Source organism: Ruegeria sp., assembly GCF_028066395.1.
In the GTDB taxonomy this organism is placed as follows: domain Bacteria; phylum Pseudomonadota; class Alphaproteobacteria; order Rhodobacterales; family Rhodobacteraceae; genus Ruegeria.
In genome coordinates this window covers 11,166-27,600 of record NZ_JALCBM010000059.1, presented here as the reverse complement: position 1 = coordinate 27,600, position 16,435 = coordinate 11,166, and the positions used below count along the sequence as shown (strand labels likewise).

The following is a 16,435-nucleotide window of genomic DNA, read 5'->3' as shown; positions in this document are numbered from 1 at the left end:
GTCTTTCACATGGCGGATCGCATCCGGCAGGCCGTGTTCGGTGGCGAACTGGTAATAGACCTCATCATAAATCAAGGTCACATGGTCGGGCAGACCATCCAGAATGGCGCTCAGAACATCTTCGCCAAACCAGGTGCCGGTCGGGTTGTTCGGGTTGCACAGATACACCAGCCGGGTTTGCGGCGTTACGGCTGCCAGAATACCGTCAACATCCACCGCATAATCCGCGCCGATCAGATCGACCATTCGCAACGTCGCCCCCTTCTTCTTGAGCGATGCCACATAAGCCCCGAAACATGGTGGGCAGATGATCGCCTCGGTCCCGTCGCACAGTACGGCATCTTCGATCAGGGACAGAACCTCGACCCCGCTATTGGCGGCAAAGAAATGCTCGGGCGTCAAGCTACGCCCGTGAAACTGCGCCAGTGCCACGCAAAGTGCTGCGTCGGTGCGTTCGGGGTAGAGGTTGGCGTCTTGCAACGCCGCCTGCGCCGCGGCCACGGCCTTGGGCGAAGGACCAAAAGGGTTTTCGTTTGACGACAACCGGGTGACCGGCCTGCCCTGCGTGAATTCCGCAACATCGCGGGCCGACAGCCCCGCCTTGTATTCCATCGACCTTGCATCGCCCATCGCTGCACCCCTTGTTCGTCCACCTTTTCCTACCACAAGAGTCCGGTCCCCGCTGTCCCCCGCAACAGGGGACAAACCCGCCCATCGCGTTGCTTTCGCGGGGGAAGTTCCGCATCATGATCCCATGTCACTCGAAACCATGTTCGGCAGCACCGACGCCCGGAAATTCCTGAAAATCCTGACCCCCTGCCTGACCACGGCGGGCCATGCGGAGTTCAACACCCATTTCCTTGATCTGATCGAGCATGTGATCAGGGCCGATCAATGCATGATCTTTTCCTACAAACGTGACCGCCCGCGCTGTTACCTGTCCTTCAGCAAACGGCAGAAGCAAAGCGCGGTGAACACGGCGCAGCGTTATCTGCGCGACTATGCCAGCGATCCCTTGCTGGCTGAGGTCGCGCAGGTTCGCCGTGATGGTCAGATGCGCATCCTCACCTTGGGCGAACTCCGCGACCAGATGCCCGCCCCCTTTTACGAAAGCTTTTTCGCCAGCACCGGCATTGCGGACAAAATCACCGTCCTGTGCTGCGACGGCGATGAGGTTCTGGGTCTCAGCTTTTACCGTTTCAACGAAAACGGCCCGTTCGGCATCAGTGAGGACAGCCTGCGTCGCGATTTCTGGGCGTTGGTGTCGAAAATCGCACTGATGCACTATGCCGCCGGACAACCGGGACAGTTGCAAAGCCCGCTCAACTCGCTGTCCACCCGCGAGAAGGAGATTTGTGAGGGCATTCTGAAGGGCCTGACCACCGACGCCATCGCGTGGGAGCTTGATCTGGCCCCCAGTACCATCAACACCTACCGCAAACGGGCTTATGAAAAGCTGGGTGTGAACTCGAAGTCTGCTCTGTTCGGGCTGTGCAACCCGGGCTGAATCGGTCAGGATTTCAGCCGGTCCCGCGCACCTTGCGCCGAGTGGCGGATGCTACGAGCGAAGGCTGTCACATCGATATCGGTGGCCACAAAGGTCGCGCCCGCCTCTACGCAGGCGCGCTGTTGGTCAGGGTCCAGCGTCAGGATACCGGCGGCCTTTCCAGCAGCGGTGATCTTGCGGATGCTGCTCAGGATAAGCTCCTGCACTTCGGGCACGTCGGACTGGCCGAGATAGCCCATATCGGCGGCCAGATCCGCCGGGCCGATAAACACGCCGTCGATACCGTCAACGGTCAGAATCTCGTCCAGCGCCGCCATGCCCGCGCGGTTTTCGACCTGCACCAGCAGGCAAATCTCATTCCGCGCAGTGGTCACGTAGTCCTTGATCGCACCAAACCGCGACGCCCGCGCCAGCGAAGCTCCGACTCCGCGCACTCCGTCAGGCGGGTAGGTCACGTCGCGCGCCAGCTGCCGCGCCTGTTCGGCGTTTTCGACCATGGGGATCAACACCGTCTGCGCGCCCACATCCAGCAATTGCTTGATGATCCGCGTATCCCCGATGGGCGCGCGCACTGCCGCGTGGCTGTCATAAGCCGCCAGCACCTGCAACTGAGCGGTGATCGACCGCAGGTCATTGGGCGCATGCTCTCCGTCGATCAGTAGCCAGTCGAACCCCGCCGTGGCCGAGATTTCGGCCACATAGGGATCGGCCAGCCCCAGCCAGCAGCCCAGTTGTAACTCTCCCCGGATCAGAGCGGCCTTGAACGGATTATGAAGCGCGGGCATGGGAACCTCATTCAAAATTGATGCGGACGGCACCGAAAGGGCCGTAGTCGGCGTGTATCCTCGTGCCCGGCGGGCACTCGATAGGGCGGATGAAACTGCCTGACAGAATGATATGGCCCGGTTCGATCCGTTGTCCATATTGCGCCATGCGGCGGGCCAGCCAGACAACGCTTTCAACCGGGTCGTTCAGCACCCCTGCGCCCAGCCCGGTTTCCTCGATCTCATCATTGCGGAAGGTCAGCGCCCCGACCCAACGCAGATCAACTGCATCAACCGCGTGGCGCTGCGGCCCCAGCACGATCCCGGCATTTGCGGCATTGTCGCTGATCGTGTCATGGACTGTGCGAGTCTTACCTGTCCGGTTACTGACCCGCTGTATCCGCGTGTCGAGGATTTCCAGCGCCGGGCAGACATAGTCGGTCGCGGCCAGAACCTGCTGCCGCGTGACGTCCGCTCCGCCAATGGCGGATTTCACCACAAAGGCAATCTCGGCCTCGACCCTCGGTTGGATGAACCGGCCCTGCGGCACGGTCGCACCATCGTCAAAAGCCATGTCGTCGAACAAGATACCGCTGTCAGGAATGTCAATATTCAGCGCATATTGCATCGCTTTCGAGGTCAACCCGATCTTCCACCCGATCACATGCCGCCCCGCCGCCAGTTTGGCCCGATGGATCGCGTTCTGGATCGCATAGGCGTCATCCATACCCATTTCCGGGAACCGTTCGGACAGCAGCCCGATCTGCTGACCTGAGCGTTCCGCCTGTAATAGGTCGGCGGCGGCCTGTTCGTGGTCTTGCGGGGTCATATCGCCTCGTCCTGAACGGTGTTGCGCAGGGTTCCGATGCCGTTGACCTCAACCTCAACCACATCGCCGGGTTTCAGAAAACGCGGCGGGTCGAACCGGGCACCGGCACCGGCGGGAGTACCCGTGACGATGATATCACCCGGACGCAACGCCATGAAGGTCGAGATATATTCGATCTCGCGCCGGATCGGGAACATCATGCGGTCCAGCCGGTCATCCTGCCGGACCTCTCCATTCACTCGGGTGACGATCCGCGCCTGATCCAACTGATCCGCGTCGCGGAACGGGACCAACCACGGCCCCATCGCGCCGGACCGATCCCAGTTCTTGCCCTGCGTGACGTTGAACTTGGCATGGCGCACCCAATCGCGAATGGTGCCCTCGTTGCACAGGGTCAGCGCCGCGATATGGTCATAGGCCCGGTTCTGCGGAATGCGCCGCCCGCCCTTGCCGATGACGATGGCCACCTCGCCCTCATAATCCAGCTTGTGGCTTTCCGGCGGGCGGATCAGCGGGCAATCATGCCCGGTAAACCCGCTGGCAAAGCGGGGGAACAAGGACATGTATTCCGGCTGCGCGCTACCATCCTTGTATTCGGCGTTCCGGTCGGGGAAGTTCACACCGACGCACAGGATACGTGGGGCGTTGGGCAGCACCATGTCATAGGTGAAATCGGTATGAGTCACGACCCGTTTGCGGGCGGCTTCCTCTAATTGCGCCAACCCACCGGCAGCCACGGCATCGAACAGAGTGGGCCAGTCCGGGAACACCGGGTCAAGCGCAATCGCGCCCTCATCGGTGATCGCCCCGTAATGCTGCTGACCCTGCGCGGTATAGGTCGCAAACCGGATTGAAGGGTTCTGGTCCGTCATCTCAGGGCGCCACGATTGGGGTTGCTTTCAGGTCGGGCTCGGCCAGTTCCACGCCCGGAAACCCGGTTCCATGCTCAAACCAACTGCGCGGAGCCGGAGCCCCCCAGAGCGTCTGCCGCTGCGGGTCCTTGAGGTCCCATTTCAGCGGCTCGTGATCGGGGTCGAGCGTCTGGTAGTCGGAACTGTAGATCTCGATCCGGTGCCCATCCGGGTCGAGGATATACAGGAAGAACGCGTTCGAAATCCCATGCCGCCCCGGCCCACGTTCGATATTGCTGACATAGCCGGTGGTGGACATCACATCCAGCAAATCGATGATATGCAGCGGGTTGGCGACCCAGAAGGCCACATGGTGCATGCGCGGACCCAGCCCGTTGGTGAAAGCCATGTCATGCACCCCGCCCTTGCGGTGCAGCCACGCGGCCCAGAGGCGTTTGCTGTCCTCATCCTCGGTATATTCGGTGACGCGAAAGCCCATCTCGTTATAGAACGCGACGCTTTCATCGACATTCGGGCTGAAACAGTTGAAGTGATCGATGCGCAGCGGACGCACCCCGTGATAGCGGGCATAATCCTGATGGATGGTCGGCAGCCGGTCCATATTGTGATAGAATTCCAGCGGAATTCCGTAGAGGTCCGAGGTCAGCAATGTGCGGCCCTGATAGGGGCGCTCAACCCATTCGGTCGGGCGGCCACGGGCAGAGAACCAGGCCTGCGCGCGATCCAGATCATCCTCGTCGAACACTTTGAACCCCAGCACCTCGACTGTGCCGGGTTGGTCGGATTTCTGCAGGATCACGCTGTGATGGCCCCGCTCCTCCAACGCGCGTAGGTAGATATGAGTGTCGCTTTCATCCGCCACCTGCAGGCCGAAAAGGTCGGCGTAAAAAGCGCGCGAGGCGCTCAGGTCACTGACATTAAGACACACATGGCTTAGCCGGATGGTGTTGAAATCGGGGTAGAGATTGGGTGCGGGTACGGGCATTTGATTGCTCCTGAATGGCTGGGGTCAGACGCCCAGACGGGAAATCTTGTGCTGGCCGGTGGCAAAGCCGATATGTTTCTGTTCCATGTAGAACTCAAAGCTCCAATCGCCGCCGTCGCGCCCGATGCCGCTGGCCTTGACGCCGCCAAAGGGCGTCGGAAGATGGCGCACGTTTTCCGAGTTCACCCAGATCATCCCGGCCTCAAGCCGGTCGGTGAAGCGCAGCGCGCGGGTCAGGTCGTTGGTCCAGAGGTATCCGGTCAGCCCATACGGCGTGTCATTGGCGATTTGCAGCGCTTCCTCTTCGGTAGAAAACGGGATCGAAGTCAGGACCGGGCCGAAGATTTCCTCTTTTGCGATGCGCATCTGGTTGGTTGCGTTGGTGAACAGGGTCGGGCGCACGAAATAGCCCTGATCGCCCACCGTTTCGCCGCCCGCCGCCACGGTGGCACCGTCCTGCCGGGCGATGTCGAAATACGAGGTGACCTTGTCGAAATGCTCGGCACTGATCAGCGGGCCGACCTCGGTCGCCGGGTCCAGAGGGTGGCCGACGCGGATATTGTTTACCCGTTCGATCAGCTTCGCCTCGAACTCCGCGCGGATCGTATCCTGCACCAGCAGGCGGGAGGATGAGGTGCATCTCTCACCGTTGATCGAGTAGATCATGAAGATCACCGCATCCAGCGCCCGCTCCAGATCGGCGTCATCGAACACGATGACCGGGTTCTTGCCGCCCAGTTCCAGATGGTTGCGTTTCAGGGTACCGGCCCCCTGTTTGGTGATCAGACTGCCGGTACGGCTTTCACCGACAAAGGCGATGGCGCGGATTTTGGGGTGTTCACACAGGGCCTTGCCCGCCTCTTCGCCAAACCCATTGACGGTGTTCAGCACACCCTTGGGCAGTCCGGCCTCTTCGGCGATTTCCACCAGCAGGCGGGCGGTCAGGGGGCTCGCCTCGGCCGGTTTGTGGACAACCGTGCATCCAGCCGCCAGCGCCGGGGCGATCTTCCATGTGGAGAGCATGAACGGCGTGTTCCACGGCGTGATCACTCCCACCGGACCAATCGGAACGCGGGTGGTGATGTTCATCAGGGTGGGCGATTTCAGATGCTGCCCGTCGCGGACCTGCACCACCTGATCGGCGAAATAGCGGAAATTCTCGGCCCCGCGCAGGGCAGCCTTGGACATGAAGCGCAGCGCCTGACCGGTGTCCCAGCATTCGCACAGGGCGATCTCTTCGGCGCGCGCTTCGATCCCTTCGGCCACGCGGATCAGGATGGCCCGCCGTTGGGTCGCTGGCATGTCGCGCCATTCGGCAAAGGCAGCGGAGGCCGCGTGCGCTGCTGCATCAATATCCTCGGCTCCGCCGCGGGCAACCTGGCAGATCAGGCTTTTGTCGACGGGCGAGGTATTGTCGAACTCACCCAGAGCCCCCCCGCGATCCTCACCCGCGATCCGGTTCTGAATGCCAGTGTTGAACCGCGTCAGCAGGCCCTTCAGTTTTTCGATATTCTGGTCCAGCGTTGACATGTTCAATTCCCCAGATGATCCCGGATCGTTCCGCATTTCGGCGACATTTCGGCGTCGATATCCCGTATCTCAGCCGACAGCGCCACGGAGTGCTTTTCCATCACAGGCGCCAGAAAGCCTCGCGCCGCCTCGAAGATGCGATTGATTGCATCGCGCTTGACCGCGGGCGGGCGCCCTTCGCGCAGGCGCAGGACGATGTCCACAAAGCCATGTTTCGGGTCACCATCGGCAATCGCATAGTGATTGACCCGGATTGCGCGCACGCGCAGGCCCGGCATGGGCAGCGCCTCAATCCCGGCGGCCTCGGCCCGCAGGGCCTCGCACAGGGCAGCCATATCCACGATCTGCTCCAGATTCCCGGAATATTCGATGTGGATATGCGGCATCCGACCTTCTCAATTTAGTTCACGTGTTAAGTATATTGGCATTCAAAGGCCATCGAGTCAAATTTTTTGTCAAATCGGCAGGGCCAAAACAGAAAGGGGCCGCCTTCGCGACCCCGGTTTTTTGCATCATCACATGGGAAAACACGCGTTAATCGTCGCCCTTGTAATACCCGATCACGTCATTCTCGGTTGTCGCCCCCAACCCGTTCAGCAACCGGTTGGAATAGTTGAAATAAGCGCAGACCTGATTGACCTCAAGGATTTCTCCATCCGAACAGCCCGCGATCTTGAGCGCCTCAAAGTCGGATTTCACCATCTTGCCCACATCGGTCGTCAGCTTGCCAGCATAGCGCAGCAGGGCCAGTTCCTTGCCCTCAAACTCATCCTCGGGACGATGGGCCTTGAGGGCGACGAAAATCCGGTCACTGCGCGGCTGATCCCGCAACAGGTTGCGCACATTCATGAAATGATGCGTCAGAGAATAGGTGCAGTCATTCAGGATCGAGGTGTAGCTGGCCACCACCTCAAGAAACCAGAAGGGCAGTTGGTTGTCATCGGAATGCAGGACGGACCGATACAGAGTGACGTGTCCGTTCATCGTCTCGGGCCGCAGGGAATGGACGCGCATCACCGTGTCCACGGTGCCGTGCGGGGTGCGGGCCTTGTCCAGCAGCTCTTTCAGGCGGCCTTCGGCCTTCTCATCGGGGACCATGTCGATCCAGGCGCTCATCGCGGTTCCTCCGTTCCAGTTTGGTGTCAGCATATGGCGGAAGGCCGCGTGAGTGTCAGTAAAAATTTCTACTGTCACGACATTTGGCTAGATAACGGGAATGTGAGCAGGTAAAAGCGCCAAAGGAGTTTGGGCCGGGGGGTGCCGAAATGCGCGATCCGCTTTTGCGCGCGGGTGCTGAGAATTTGCTGCTGCGATGTGGGGGGCTGGCCCGGGGGGACAGCCTTCTGGTTCTGTGCGAGGACTCCGGACAAGCCTATTACGATGACGATCTCACCCAGACCGTGGTTGAATGCGCGCGGTCGCTGGAGATTGACACCTCGGTCCGCACGATCCCCTTTGACCCGCTGGGCACGCATTTGCCGGACGGGCTGGTCGAGGCGATGCGGTCCGTCGACCGCACCCTGTTTCTGTCGCGCACCGGCGATCAGATCCGCTTTGACGGCGGGATGGCCGATGTGAACCCGATCATGTCCTATGCGCTGGACCGGGATATGCTGGCCTCGGGCTTTGGTCGGGCGAATTACACCGGCTTCGTGGCACTGAAAAACGCGGTGAATGATCTGTTGGCCAATGCCGCGCATATCCGTGTCACCTGCCCGCTGGGCACCGATTTCGTTGGCCCGGGCGCGGCCTTTCCCCAGCGTGGGGCGTCAGATGTCAGCATCGCGCGCTTTCCCATGTCGGTCTTTGCACCTGTACCGGCGCAAGGCTTTTCGGGTGTGCTGATGCAGGGTGGGTTTCTGGTGGGGACCGGGTCGAAATTCTACGAACCTTACGGCTGCGACTTACGGGAACCTTTGGCCGTGCATTTTGCCGAGAACCGGCTGACCGGCTTTTCGGGCCATCCGATGGATGTGCATTGCGCGCAGATGCACTACGAAAAGGTCGGGCAGATGTTCGATCTGGACCCGATGACCATGCATTCCTGGCATGCCGGTATTCACCCCGGCTGCGCCTACACCGCCCCAGCCTATGAGAACTATGAACGGTGGAGCGGGTCGGCCTTTGGCAACCCACGCCTGCTGCATTTCCACACCTGCGGGCATTACGCGCCGGGTGAGATTTCGCTGAACGTGCTGGACCCGACTATTGAAATAGACGGGGTGGCGGTCTGGGACGCGGGCGTGCTTAGGCCCGATCTCCTGCCCGGCGGCGCCGAGATTCTGCAGCAATATCCCTGTATCAAAGCGGTGTTTGATGCCCCGGAACAGGCGGTCGGTCAGGGCCGCAACGGGCAGCTTTCGGCGAGTTGATCAGCCCGCCTCAGCCGAGATCATCTTGGCGACGCGCGCGCGGAACCGCATCGCCCCCGCATCCAGCCCGAGGTTGATATAGCCGCTCTTGCGCCGGGCCATCCCGGTCTGGACGTATTCCAGCACGTCCTTATCCTCGTTAAACGCCATGATTGCGCCTTCGAACATGCGTTGGGACATGGCAACGTCATCGGCATGCATGTTGCGATGCTGGAACCAGAAATAGTGCGAATTCTCGTGATCCACCGGCGTGATGAAATTATACGAGATGTTCACGAAAGCATTCGGCGAAATCGGACGATCCGCCCCGCCCTCGCCCACAGGCGTGTAGACGGACATGTTGATCGCAGTGGATGGCAGGCGGCATTCATAATGCTGCTTGCGGTCGCATTGCGGCCCGAATGGCAGGACCGGCGCGTAGTAAGGCGGTGCAGGTTCATCCGCGATCCAGCGCGAGACGATCACCCCATCCTCGGTTTCCTCCAGATCCAGCGGGCGGTTATCCGTCCCTGCCCCAGCGAAAGAGGTCAGATGCACCCAAGCCACATGGCTGGGGTCCAGCAGGTTGTCGGTGATGTAAAGGTAATGGCACGCCATCTCCATCGCGCCCTTCTGGGTCTTGCCCCAATCCGGGTTGTCGAAATTGGGGATGTCGATGATGTCGTCAGTACTGGCCTGATCCGGCTCGCCCATCCACAGCCACAGAAAGCCCCAGCGATCCTCGGCCGGATAGGCATGCACCGCAGCGCGGCGCGGCGGGTTATCCAACTGCGTCGGCGCGCTGACGCATTCGCCACCGCAACCGAAGGTCAGCCCGTGATAGCCGCAGACCACATGATCGCCTTCGATAGTGCCCCGCGACAGGGGCAGCTTACGATGCGGGCAGGCATCTTCCAACGCGATGGCGGTGCCTTGGGTGTCGCGATAGATCACAATCTCTTCGTCCAGCATCCGCACCGCGCTCAGCTCGCGACCGAAATCCTCGCTGCGGCCAGCGACGTACCAGCAGTTTCGAATAAAGCCATCGGCTCCGGCCAGATCAGGGCGCATTGTCTTACTCCGAAAACACATCAAACGCCTTCAGCGCCTTGGCGCTGTAGGCATAGGAGGGGCCACCGCCCATATAGGTCGCCATAGCCAGCGCCTCGCACATCTCTTCCCGCGTGGCACCCAGCCGGACCAGAGAACGCACGTGGAACCCGATGCAACTGTCGCAGCGGGTGGCGATGGCAATGCCCAGCGCCATGAACTCCTTAGTCTTTTCGCTCAGCGCGCCATCGGTCTTGGCGGCCTTGCCCATGATGCCGAACCCGCGCACGGTTTCGGGGACCTCTTTGGAAAAGGCACCGATATTGGCCTCGGTCTCGGCCATGAAGGTTTTCCAGTCCATGTGTTTACTCCTTATCCGCGCTCATCCGCGCCCATGCGGCGTTCCAGCCAGCGGACCCCGGCGCTGATGATCAGGACCAGCACCAGATATTCAAAGATCAGCAAGGTATAGATTTCCAGCGGGCGATATTCCGTCACCACCAGTTCGTTGGCGCGGCGGGTCAGTTCCTGCATGCCGATGACGCTGGCAAAAGCGCTCATCTTGACGATGTAGATGAACTGGTTGGCCAAGGGGGGCAGAATGCGCCGGATCGCTTGCGGCAGGATCACATAGCGCATGGTCTGGACATAGTTCAGCCCGATGGTCTTGGCGGCCTCGCTTTGGCCCTTGGCGATGGATTGGATGCCCGCGCGGTAAATTTCAGCCGTAAACGCACTGTCGGAAATCGCCAGCGTGATAATCGCGCCCCAGAACGGATCGATCGGGATGTTCATGCCCATCGACTGGAACACGATCGGCAACCCGTAGAACACCCAGAACAGCATCGGCAGCAAAGGGATCGAGCGAACGAATTCCACGTAAACCCGGTTGACCAGCCGCCAGCCACGCTTTTCCGACAAGCCCGGCAGCGCCACCAGTAGCCCGATGGCAATCGACAGCACTGCCGCGATCAGCGAGATCTGGATCGTCGCCCCCATCCCCGAGATCAGGAATTTCACGTTGGTCCAACCCGACGCCGTGGTCGGGTCGATCACATACCAACCCCATGTCGAAGAGGACGCACAGCCTGCAACCAGCAGGAAGACGGACAGAAGAAGAAGCGGTTTTTTCATCGGCCCACTCAGTGCTGTAAAATCTGGCTGAGGAATTTCTGACACCGTGCCGATTGCGGGTTGGTGAAGAAATGTTCCGGGTTGCCCTGTTCGACGATCTCGCCCGCGTCCATGAAGATCATCTTGTCGGCGACCTTGCGGGCAAAGCCCATCTCATGGGTGACAACGACCATGGTCATGCCCTCCTGCGCCAATTCGACCATGACCTCCAGCACTTCGGAAATCATCTCGGGGTCGAGTGCCGAGGTCGGCTCGTCAAACAGCAACACACGCGGTTCCATGCACAGCGACCGGGCGATGGCGACGCGCTGTTGCTGGCCGCCCGACAGCTGGATGGGCTTTTTGTCGGCCTGATCGGGGATATGTACCCGATCAAGATAATGACGCGCCTTTTCCTCGGCCTCTTTCCGCGACATACCCCGCGCTTTGATCGGGCCGAGGGTCAGATTCTCCAGAACGGTCAGGTGTGGAAACAGGTTGAACTGCTGAAACACCATCCCGACCTCGGAACTGATCGCGGCCACGGATTTGGGATCATCCGTCAATTCGACGCCGTCGACGCGGATAGTGCCCTTCTGGTGCTTTTCCAACTGGTTGATACAGCGTACCACGGTGGATTTACCCGAGCCGGACGGGCCGCAGATCACAACCTTTTCGCCGCTGGCAACCGTCAGGTTGATGTCTTTGAGCACATGGAACGTGCCATACCACTTGTTTACGTCAACAAGTTCGATTGCGGCGTCTGGCATAAGCTGAACTGCCCTTATTTTATCCACAGTGGAATATTTTCTTGAGGTTATCTTTGTCTTTGCGCTTAAATCAATAAACAATATGGCAGCAAGCCCCAACCGCCACCAACGGGAGAAACAGATGAAAACGCTTTGGAAAGCCGCGGCAGCCGCGGCACTTGGTCTGGTATTGTCGGGCGCCGCGCAGGCGCAATCGGCCCTGAATGAGATACTGGATTCCGGTGTCATGAAGGTCGGCACCACCGGCGACTGGAACCCGATGTCCCTGCGCGACCCCGCCACCAACAGCTACAAAGGCTATGACATCGACATCATGAACGCGCTGGCCGCCGATCTTGGGGTCGAGGTGGAATATGTCCCGACCGACTGGAAAACGCTGGTTAATGGTGTTGTCGCGGGCAAGTACCACCTGACCGGCTCGGCCTCGATCTCGCCGCCCCGGATGAAAGTTGCGGGCTTCTCCGACAGCTATATCTCGGTCGAGCTGTTTCCCTATACGATCAAGGACAAGGCCGACAAGTTCGACGGTTACGACTCGATCAACAAGCCGGACGTGAAGGTGGCCACCACCTTGGGCACCACCTTTGAAAAGCGCGTGCGCGAGTGGTTCCCGGATGCCGATATCAAAGTGGTCGAGGCCCCGGCGCGTGGGTTCCAGGAGGTTTTGGCGGGGCGTGCGGATGTGTTCATCACCTCGAACATCGAAGGCTCGACCCTTGAGGAGAAGTTCCCGGTCGTACGCGTGAAGAATGCCGGTCCCCGGTCGCCTTCGCCCATCGCGATGCTGCTGCCGCAGGCCGATCAGGTCTGGATCAACTACGTGAACAACTGGATCGAGGTGAAGAAGGCGCAGGGCTTCTTCGAGGAAAACCGGAAGAAATGGGGCCTCTGATCCCGTTCCGGCTTTAACACTGTCCAAAGCGCCCGGCCCCAGCGGTCGGGCGTTTTCAGTTTGCCCCCGAGATTGCCTTGGAAATGACCGTGACAAAGGTGACGGTTGGCGTTTTCAATTCAACGGGGCCATGGGCCGCGTTGGAATCGAAGCTCAGGCTGTCACCGGGGCGCATGTGATAGGCCTCGTCTCCGCAGCCATAGATCATCTCGCCCTCGGTCACATGGATGAATTCGACGCCCTGATGCTGATACAGCGGTCGGGTGTCCAAGGGCGCCTCAAGCGTGACGCTGAAACTTTCGAAACTGACGTGATGCGCCTCGGCCCGGCCGATCAGCTTGTAGCTGTGACCATAGCCGCTGCCCAACCGCTGCACCGTCACGCCCTCGCCCGCCGCGACAAAGGACACGTCGGACCGGTCAACGGTGGCCGCAAAGAAGTTGATCAGGGGCACGCCGATACCTCTGGCCAGCGCGTCCAACGTGCCCAAGGAGGCCGAAACCTGCCCGCGTTCGATCTTGGAAATCATCGCGGTCGACACGCCCGACCGGCCCGACAGCTCTGCCAAAGTCAGTCCGGCCAGCACCCGATGGGTTTTGACCGCAGCCCCGATCAGATGATCCAGCGGCGGCTTTTCAGCGGAAATGGCAGGTGAATCTTCCATTGGCTCAGAGTATCGGTGTGTTGCACAAAGGAAAAGCGATACTGCTTGCCGCTGTTGCGGAAAGGGCCGGACATGAAGCTGGAGCATATGACATGGTATCAGGTCGACACCCGCATTGACGCGGGCGCGGCGGTTCTGCTGCCGGTTGGCTCGACCGAGCAGCACGGCCCGATGGGTCGCATCGGCACCGACACGATCTGCGCGCAGGCCGTGGCCGATGCCGCCGCCGATCTGTGCGACGCCATCGTTGCCCCGGCGCTTGCCTATACGCCCGCGCCGTTCAACACCGGGTTTCCGGGCACGGTATCGGTCTCGACCCCGACCTTTCAGGCCATGGCGCAAGAGGTCATCGACGGGCTTCTGGCGCAGGGGTTTTCCGGCGTCTTCGTGGTCAACGGCCACGGCGCCAATGTCGAACCGCTGACCCGTGTCGCCGAAACCCTGCCCGCCGGTCAGTTGCACATCCGCAGTTGGTGGGAGCCCGAAGCCGTCAACACAATGCGCAAAGAGTTGTACGGTGAATGGGAGGGGATGCATGCCACCCCATCGGAAATCGCAATCACCCAATCCCTGCTGGGCGCGCTGCCACCCAATCAGGCGGCGGAGCCCCCCGAACCTCTATGTGCCGACTATCTGCGCGATCACAGCGGCGACCGCCATGGCCCGCCGAATGAACACCGGGCGCAATTCCCAGACGGTCGCGTCGGTTCGCATTCCGCCCTGGCCCGCCCCGAACACGGCGCCGCCCTTCTGGCCGCCGCAGCCCAGGCCATCGCAAAGGAGTTCACGGCGTTCCAGGGGCGGTAAGGGCTTCGGCCAGCGCCTCCCACTGACGACGGCTGATGGCATCGCGTGTGGCCAGCAGCCAATAGGTCTCGTGGTGGTCCAGAACATGGTCGGTCAATTGCACCAGATTGCCCGCCGCGATTTCGCGCGAACACAGGGGTAGTGAGCCTAACGCAACCCCAAGCCCCATCTTCGCCGCGCCCAGCGCGCTTTGGAACGTGTCATACCGCAGGCGGGACGCAGTGTCGGCAGGGATACCAAAGCGGCTGGTATAGTCGCCCCACCCCGGACGCGGCCCGGTGCAAGAGATGCGCGGCCAGCTCCTCCAATCCTCACCCTGCGCCTGCAAGTCGGGCGCGGCGACCGGCGCCATCGCCTCACGATACAACGGCAGTTGGTAATCATGCGGCCAGTTGCCAGCGCCGTACCGGATCTGGATCACATCATCGACCGAGGCCGTTTGCCCGCCCAGCACCAAAGACTGGATCGACAATTTCGCCCCCGTCGCCCGCTGCACCCGCGCCAGACGCGGGGTCAGCCACAGGTCGATGATCGACTGACTGGCCGAGATCGTCAGACTGTCGCGCCCGCTGGAAAACAACGCCTCGGAACTTTCACGCAGCTCGGTCAGCGCCGCTTGAACCGGCGGCAACCACGCCTCGCCCTCAACCGTCAGCGAAATGGCCCGCGCCTTGCGGACGAAGAGTTTCGAGCCCAGATGCCGCTCCAGATTGCCGATCCGCTGGCTGATCGCGGGCTGGGTCAGGCCGGTCTCGGCAGCGGCGGCGGTGAAACTGCCGCATCGGGCCGCAGCCTCGAACGCGCGTATCCATTCCAGCGGGGGCAGTTGGAACTTTCGATCACTCATTAGCAAAACCGATACTTACTGCGGTTATTTCTGATTTGAGTTTATCCGTTGAATGACCAAATTGTAAGCCAACACGCCACCTCCATCACCCAGAGAGTTTGATCATGGAAACAGCCGTTGACCCCACAGGCCACATCCTCACCCTGACAGACGGGGACGCGCAGATGCGGTTTCACGCCATCTGGCTGCGCGACAATGCCCAAGATGCTGAGACCCGGTCCCCTACAAACGGGCAGCGGCTGATCGCGCTGCGCGACATCCCCCACGATACGCGGATCGCTGCGGCCCATGGCACCGAGGACGGCATCGAAATCCGGTTCGAACCTGAAGGCAAGACCGTTGCCTATGATGCCGACTGGCTGCGCGCGCATGCCTATGACCGGTCCGCCACGCAGATCCGGGGTTGGGTCGCCGAAGGGGTCGAATGTTGGGACACCGGCATCTCTGACGATGTACCCAGCGGCGATCTGAATGCTCTGGAACAGGGCGGCGCAGCGCTGGCCGATTGGTTGAATGGGGCCACCCGCCATGGCTTCGCCAAGGTCACCGGCGGCCCCGCCGAAGAAGGTGCGCTGTTCCGCGTCGTCGATCTGTTCGGCTATGTGCGCGAAACCAATTACGGACGCCTCTTCGAGGTCCGGACCGAGGTGAACCCGACCAATCTGGCCTTTACCGGGCTGGGGCTGCAGGCCCATACCGACAACCCCTATCGCGATCCCGCGCCCACGGTTCAGGTGCTCTATTGCCTCGAAAGCACGGCAGAGGGGGGCGAAAATATGGTGGTCGACGGCTTTGCCTGCGCCCGCCGCCTGCAACAGGAAAACCCCGACTATTTCGACGTTCTGGCCGACCATTGCGCCCGGTTCGAATATTCCGGCGAGGCGGGCGTTTGCCTGACCTCGCGCCGTCCGCTGATCGAGCTGTCCCCGGACGGAGAGCTGATTGCAGTGCGGTTCAACAACCGCTCACTGGCGACGGTGACGGATATTCCGTTCGACAAGATGGACCTGTGGTATGCCGCCTATCGTCGTCTGGGTGAGATCGTCGATGACCCAGCGATGGAAGTGACCTTCCGTCTGGAACCGGGCGAGAGCTTTATCGTAGACAACACCCGCGTCCTGCATGCGCGCAAAGCCTATTCCGGCACCGGCACACGCTGGTTACAGGGCTGTTATGCCGACAAGGACGGGTTGCGTTCGACCCGTGACGCCATGCACCGCGCCGGGCTGGAGGCTGCGGAATGAGCGCACAGGACCTGACATCGGACACCATCGTCGATTTCCTCGGCTCGATCTTCGATCGCCGGGGGTCTGAGGAATATCTGGGCGAACCCGTCACCATGGGCGAGCACATGCTGCAAGGGGCGACGTTGGCAGAACGGGCCGGGCATTCGGACGAAATCGTCGCCGCCGCGCTGCTGCATGATATCGGGCATTTCACCAGCGAATTCGGCA

20 protein-coding genes are annotated in these 16,435 nt (G+C 61.0%); 6 read left to right on the top strand and 14 right to left on the bottom strand.

Going from position 1 to position 16,435, the window contains the following annotated elements:
- Positions 1 to 630 (bottom strand): aminotransferase class I/II-fold pyridoxal phosphate-dependent enzyme (locus tag MPJ51_RS16745; protein WP_298389034.1); only part of this gene is annotated, 630 nt, incomplete at its 3' end.
- Positions 631 to 754: 124 nt separating this feature from the next.
- Between MPJ51_RS16745 and MPJ51_RS16740 the strand changes: the two genes are divergently transcribed.
- Positions 755 to 1,507, top strand: a complete 753-nt coding sequence (locus MPJ51_RS16740) for a helix-turn-helix transcriptional regulator (RefSeq protein WP_298389031.1) — start codon at positions 755 to 757, stop codon at positions 1,505 to 1,507.
- 5 nt (positions 1,508 to 1,512) lie between these two features.
- Here MPJ51_RS16740 and MPJ51_RS16735 read toward each other — a convergent pair whose 3' ends face one another.
- The 7 genes from MPJ51_RS16735 to MPJ51_RS16705 form a co-directional block, all read right to left on the bottom strand.
- Positions 1,513 to 2,292 (bottom strand): HpcH/HpaI aldolase/citrate lyase family protein, encoded by a 780-nt coding sequence (locus MPJ51_RS16735; protein WP_298389029.1) that lies wholly within the window; start codon positions 2,290 to 2,292, stop codon positions 1,513 to 1,515.
- 7 nt (positions 2,293 to 2,299) lie between these two features.
- Positions 2,300 to 3,100, bottom strand: a complete 801-nt coding sequence (gene hpaH / locus MPJ51_RS16730; RefSeq protein ID WP_298389027.1) for a 2-oxo-hept-4-ene-1,7-dioate hydratase — start codon at positions 3,098 to 3,100, stop codon at positions 2,300 to 2,302.
- Complete coding sequence (locus MPJ51_RS16725; protein WP_298389038.1) at positions 3,097 to 3,951, bottom strand: fumarylacetoacetate hydrolase family protein; 855 nt, start codon at positions 3,949 to 3,951, stop codon at positions 3,097 to 3,099. The genes hpaH and MPJ51_RS16725 overlap by 4 nt, the downstream gene beginning before the upstream one ends.
- Before the next feature lie 22 nt (positions 3,952 to 3,973).
- Positions 3,974 to 4,957 (bottom strand): 3,4-dihydroxyphenylacetate 2,3-dioxygenase, encoded by a 984-nt coding sequence (gene hpaD, locus MPJ51_RS16720; protein WP_298389025.1) that lies wholly within the window; start codon positions 4,955 to 4,957, stop codon positions 3,974 to 3,976.
- A gap of 24 nt (positions 4,958 to 4,981) precedes the next feature.
- Positions 4,982 to 6,487 carry a 5-carboxymethyl-2-hydroxymuconate semialdehyde dehydrogenase gene (gene hpaE / locus MPJ51_RS16715; protein ID WP_298389023.1) on the bottom strand — a complete coding sequence of 502 codons (1,506 nt, stop codon included), beginning with the start codon at positions 6,485 to 6,487 and terminating at the stop codon, positions 4,982 to 4,984.
- A gap of 2 nt (positions 6,488 to 6,489) precedes the next feature.
- Positions 6,490 to 6,873 carry a 5-carboxymethyl-2-hydroxymuconate isomerase gene (locus tag MPJ51_RS16710; RefSeq protein WP_298389021.1) on the bottom strand — a complete coding sequence of 128 codons (384 nt, stop codon included), beginning with the start codon at positions 6,871 to 6,873 and terminating at the stop codon, positions 6,490 to 6,492.
- 148 nt (positions 6,874 to 7,021) lie between these two features.
- A complete protein-coding gene (locus MPJ51_RS16705) occupies positions 7,022 to 7,603 on the bottom strand; it encodes a peroxidase-related enzyme (RefSeq protein WP_298389019.1) in 582 nt (193 codons plus the stop codon).
- Positions 7,604 to 7,752: 149 nt separating this feature from the next.
- Between MPJ51_RS16705 and MPJ51_RS16700 the strand changes: the two genes are divergently transcribed.
- A complete protein-coding gene (locus MPJ51_RS16700) occupies positions 7,753 to 8,859 on the top strand; it encodes a hypothetical protein (RefSeq protein ID WP_298389017.1) in 1,107 nt (368 codons plus the stop codon).
- Here the strand turns inward: MPJ51_RS16700 and MPJ51_RS16695 are convergent, their stop codons facing one another.
- The 4 genes from MPJ51_RS16695 to MPJ51_RS16680 are packed head-to-tail and all read right to left on the bottom strand — an operon-like array spanning position 8,860 to position 11,771.
- Entirely contained in the window at positions 8,860 to 9,909 is a 1,050-nt protein-coding gene (locus MPJ51_RS16695) for an aromatic ring-hydroxylating dioxygenase subunit alpha (protein WP_298389015.1), read from the bottom strand.
- A 4-nt stretch (positions 9,910 to 9,913) separates the two neighbouring features.
- Positions 9,914 to 10,249, bottom strand: coding sequence for a carboxymuconolactone decarboxylase family protein (locus MPJ51_RS16690; RefSeq protein WP_298389013.1), 336 nt, complete (start codon positions 10,247 to 10,249; stop codon positions 9,914 to 9,916).
- 11 nt (positions 10,250 to 10,260) lie between these two features.
- On the bottom strand, positions 10,261 to 11,022 hold the full coding sequence (locus MPJ51_RS16685; RefSeq protein ID WP_298389011.1) for an amino acid ABC transporter permease: 762 nt from the start codon (positions 11,020 to 11,022) through the stop codon (positions 10,261 to 10,263).
- A gap of 8 nt (positions 11,023 to 11,030) precedes the next feature.
- On the bottom strand, positions 11,031 to 11,771 hold the full coding sequence (locus MPJ51_RS16680; RefSeq protein WP_298389009.1) for an amino acid ABC transporter ATP-binding protein: 741 nt from the start codon (positions 11,769 to 11,771) through the stop codon (positions 11,031 to 11,033).
- A gap of 121 nt (positions 11,772 to 11,892) precedes the next feature.
- On the opposite strand from MPJ51_RS16680, the gene MPJ51_RS16675 reads away from it, so the two are divergent.
- Positions 11,893 to 12,663, top strand: coding sequence for a transporter substrate-binding domain-containing protein (locus MPJ51_RS16675; protein WP_298389006.1), 771 nt, complete (start codon positions 11,893 to 11,895; stop codon positions 12,661 to 12,663).
- A gap of 55 nt (positions 12,664 to 12,718) precedes the next feature.
- On the opposite strand, the gene MPJ51_RS16670 is transcribed toward MPJ51_RS16675, so the two are convergent.
- The gene (locus tag MPJ51_RS16670) at positions 12,719 to 13,327 is read right to left on the bottom strand and encodes an XRE family transcriptional regulator (RefSeq protein WP_298389004.1); all 609 of its coding nucleotides are present in this window, start codon (positions 13,325 to 13,327) and stop codon (positions 12,719 to 12,721) included.
- Positions 13,328 to 13,399: 72 nt separating this feature from the next.
- Here MPJ51_RS16670 and MPJ51_RS16665 point away from each other — a divergent pair, with 72 nt between their 5' ends.
- The gene (locus MPJ51_RS16665) at positions 13,400 to 14,134 is read left to right on the top strand and encodes a creatininase family protein (RefSeq protein WP_298389002.1); all 735 of its coding nucleotides are present in this window, start codon (positions 13,400 to 13,402) and stop codon (positions 14,132 to 14,134) included.
- On the opposite strand, the gene MPJ51_RS16660 is transcribed toward MPJ51_RS16665, so the two are convergent.
- Complete coding sequence (locus tag MPJ51_RS16660) at positions 14,112 to 14,981, bottom strand: LysR family transcriptional regulator (RefSeq protein WP_298389000.1); 870 nt, start codon at positions 14,979 to 14,981, stop codon at positions 14,112 to 14,114. The two genes, MPJ51_RS16665 and MPJ51_RS16660, sit on opposite strands and share 23 nt — an antisense overlap.
- Before the next feature lie 104 nt (positions 14,982 to 15,085).
- Between MPJ51_RS16660 and MPJ51_RS16655 the strand changes: the two genes are divergently transcribed.
- Together MPJ51_RS16655 and MPJ51_RS16650 are read left to right on the top strand one after the other, a co-directional pair.
- The gene (locus MPJ51_RS16655; RefSeq protein ID WP_298388998.1) at positions 15,086 to 16,225 is read left to right on the top strand and encodes a TauD/TfdA family dioxygenase; all 1,140 of its coding nucleotides are present in this window, start codon (positions 15,086 to 15,088) and stop codon (positions 16,223 to 16,225) included.
- Positions 16,222 to 16,435 (top strand): HD domain-containing protein (locus tag MPJ51_RS16650; RefSeq protein WP_298388996.1); only part of this gene is annotated, 214 nt, incomplete at its 3' end. The genes MPJ51_RS16655 and MPJ51_RS16650, both read left to right, overlap by 4 nt.

What these genes read in the sequence shown, in the direction of transcription:
- MPJ51_RS16740 (WP_298389031.1), top strand. Translation starts at nt 755, where the DNA reads ATGTCACTCGAAACCATGTTCGGCAGCACCGACGCCCGGAAATTCCTG.
- MPJ51_RS16735 (WP_298389029.1), bottom strand. Translation starts at nt 2,292, where the DNA reads ATGCCCGCGCTTCATAATCCGTTCAAGGCCGCTCTGATCCGGGGAGAG.
- hpaH (WP_298389027.1), bottom strand. Translation starts at nt 3,100, where the DNA reads ATGACCCCGCAAGACCACGAACAGGCCGCCGCCGACCTATTACAGGCG.
- hpaD (WP_298389025.1), bottom strand. Translation starts at nt 4,957, where the DNA reads ATGCCCGTACCCGCACCCAATCTCTACCCCGATTTCAACACCATCCGG.
- hpaE (WP_298389023.1), bottom strand. Translation starts at nt 6,487, where the DNA reads ATGTCAACGCTGGACCAGAATATCGAAAAACTGAAGGGCCTGCTGACG.
- MPJ51_RS16710 (WP_298389021.1), bottom strand. Translation starts at nt 6,873, where the DNA reads ATGCCGCATATCCACATCGAATATTCCGGGAATCTGGAGCAGATCGTG.
- MPJ51_RS16705 (WP_298389019.1), bottom strand. Translation starts at nt 7,603, where the DNA reads ATGAGCGCCTGGATCGACATGGTCCCCGATGAGAAGGCCGAAGGCCGC.
- MPJ51_RS16700 (WP_298389017.1), top strand. Translation starts at nt 7,753, where the DNA reads ATGCGCGATCCGCTTTTGCGCGCGGGTGCTGAGAATTTGCTGCTGCGA.
- MPJ51_RS16695 (WP_298389015.1), bottom strand. Translation starts at nt 9,909, where the DNA reads ATGCGCCCTGATCTGGCCGGAGCCGATGGCTTTATTCGAAACTGCTGG.
- MPJ51_RS16690 (WP_298389013.1), bottom strand. Translation starts at nt 10,249, where the DNA reads ATGGACTGGAAAACCTTCATGGCCGAGACCGAGGCCAATATCGGTGCC.
- MPJ51_RS16685 (WP_298389011.1), bottom strand. Translation starts at nt 11,022, where the DNA reads ATGAAAAAACCGCTTCTTCTTCTGTCCGTCTTCCTGCTGGTTGCAGGC.
- MPJ51_RS16680 (WP_298389009.1), bottom strand. Translation starts at nt 11,771, where the DNA reads ATGCCAGACGCCGCAATCGAACTTGTTGACGTAAACAAGTGGTATGGC.
- MPJ51_RS16675 (WP_298389006.1), top strand. Translation starts at nt 11,893, where the DNA reads ATGAAAACGCTTTGGAAAGCCGCGGCAGCCGCGGCACTTGGTCTGGTA.
- MPJ51_RS16670 (WP_298389004.1), bottom strand. Translation starts at nt 13,327, where the DNA reads ATGGAAGATTCACCTGCCATTTCCGCTGAAAAGCCGCCGCTGGATCAT.
- MPJ51_RS16665 (WP_298389002.1), top strand. Translation starts at nt 13,400, where the DNA reads ATGAAGCTGGAGCATATGACATGGTATCAGGTCGACACCCGCATTGAC.
- MPJ51_RS16660 (WP_298389000.1), bottom strand. Translation starts at nt 14,981, where the DNA reads ATGAGTGATCGAAAGTTCCAACTGCCCCCGCTGGAATGGATACGCGCG.
- MPJ51_RS16655 (WP_298388998.1), top strand. Translation starts at nt 15,086, where the DNA reads ATGGAAACAGCCGTTGACCCCACAGGCCACATCCTCACCCTGACAGAC.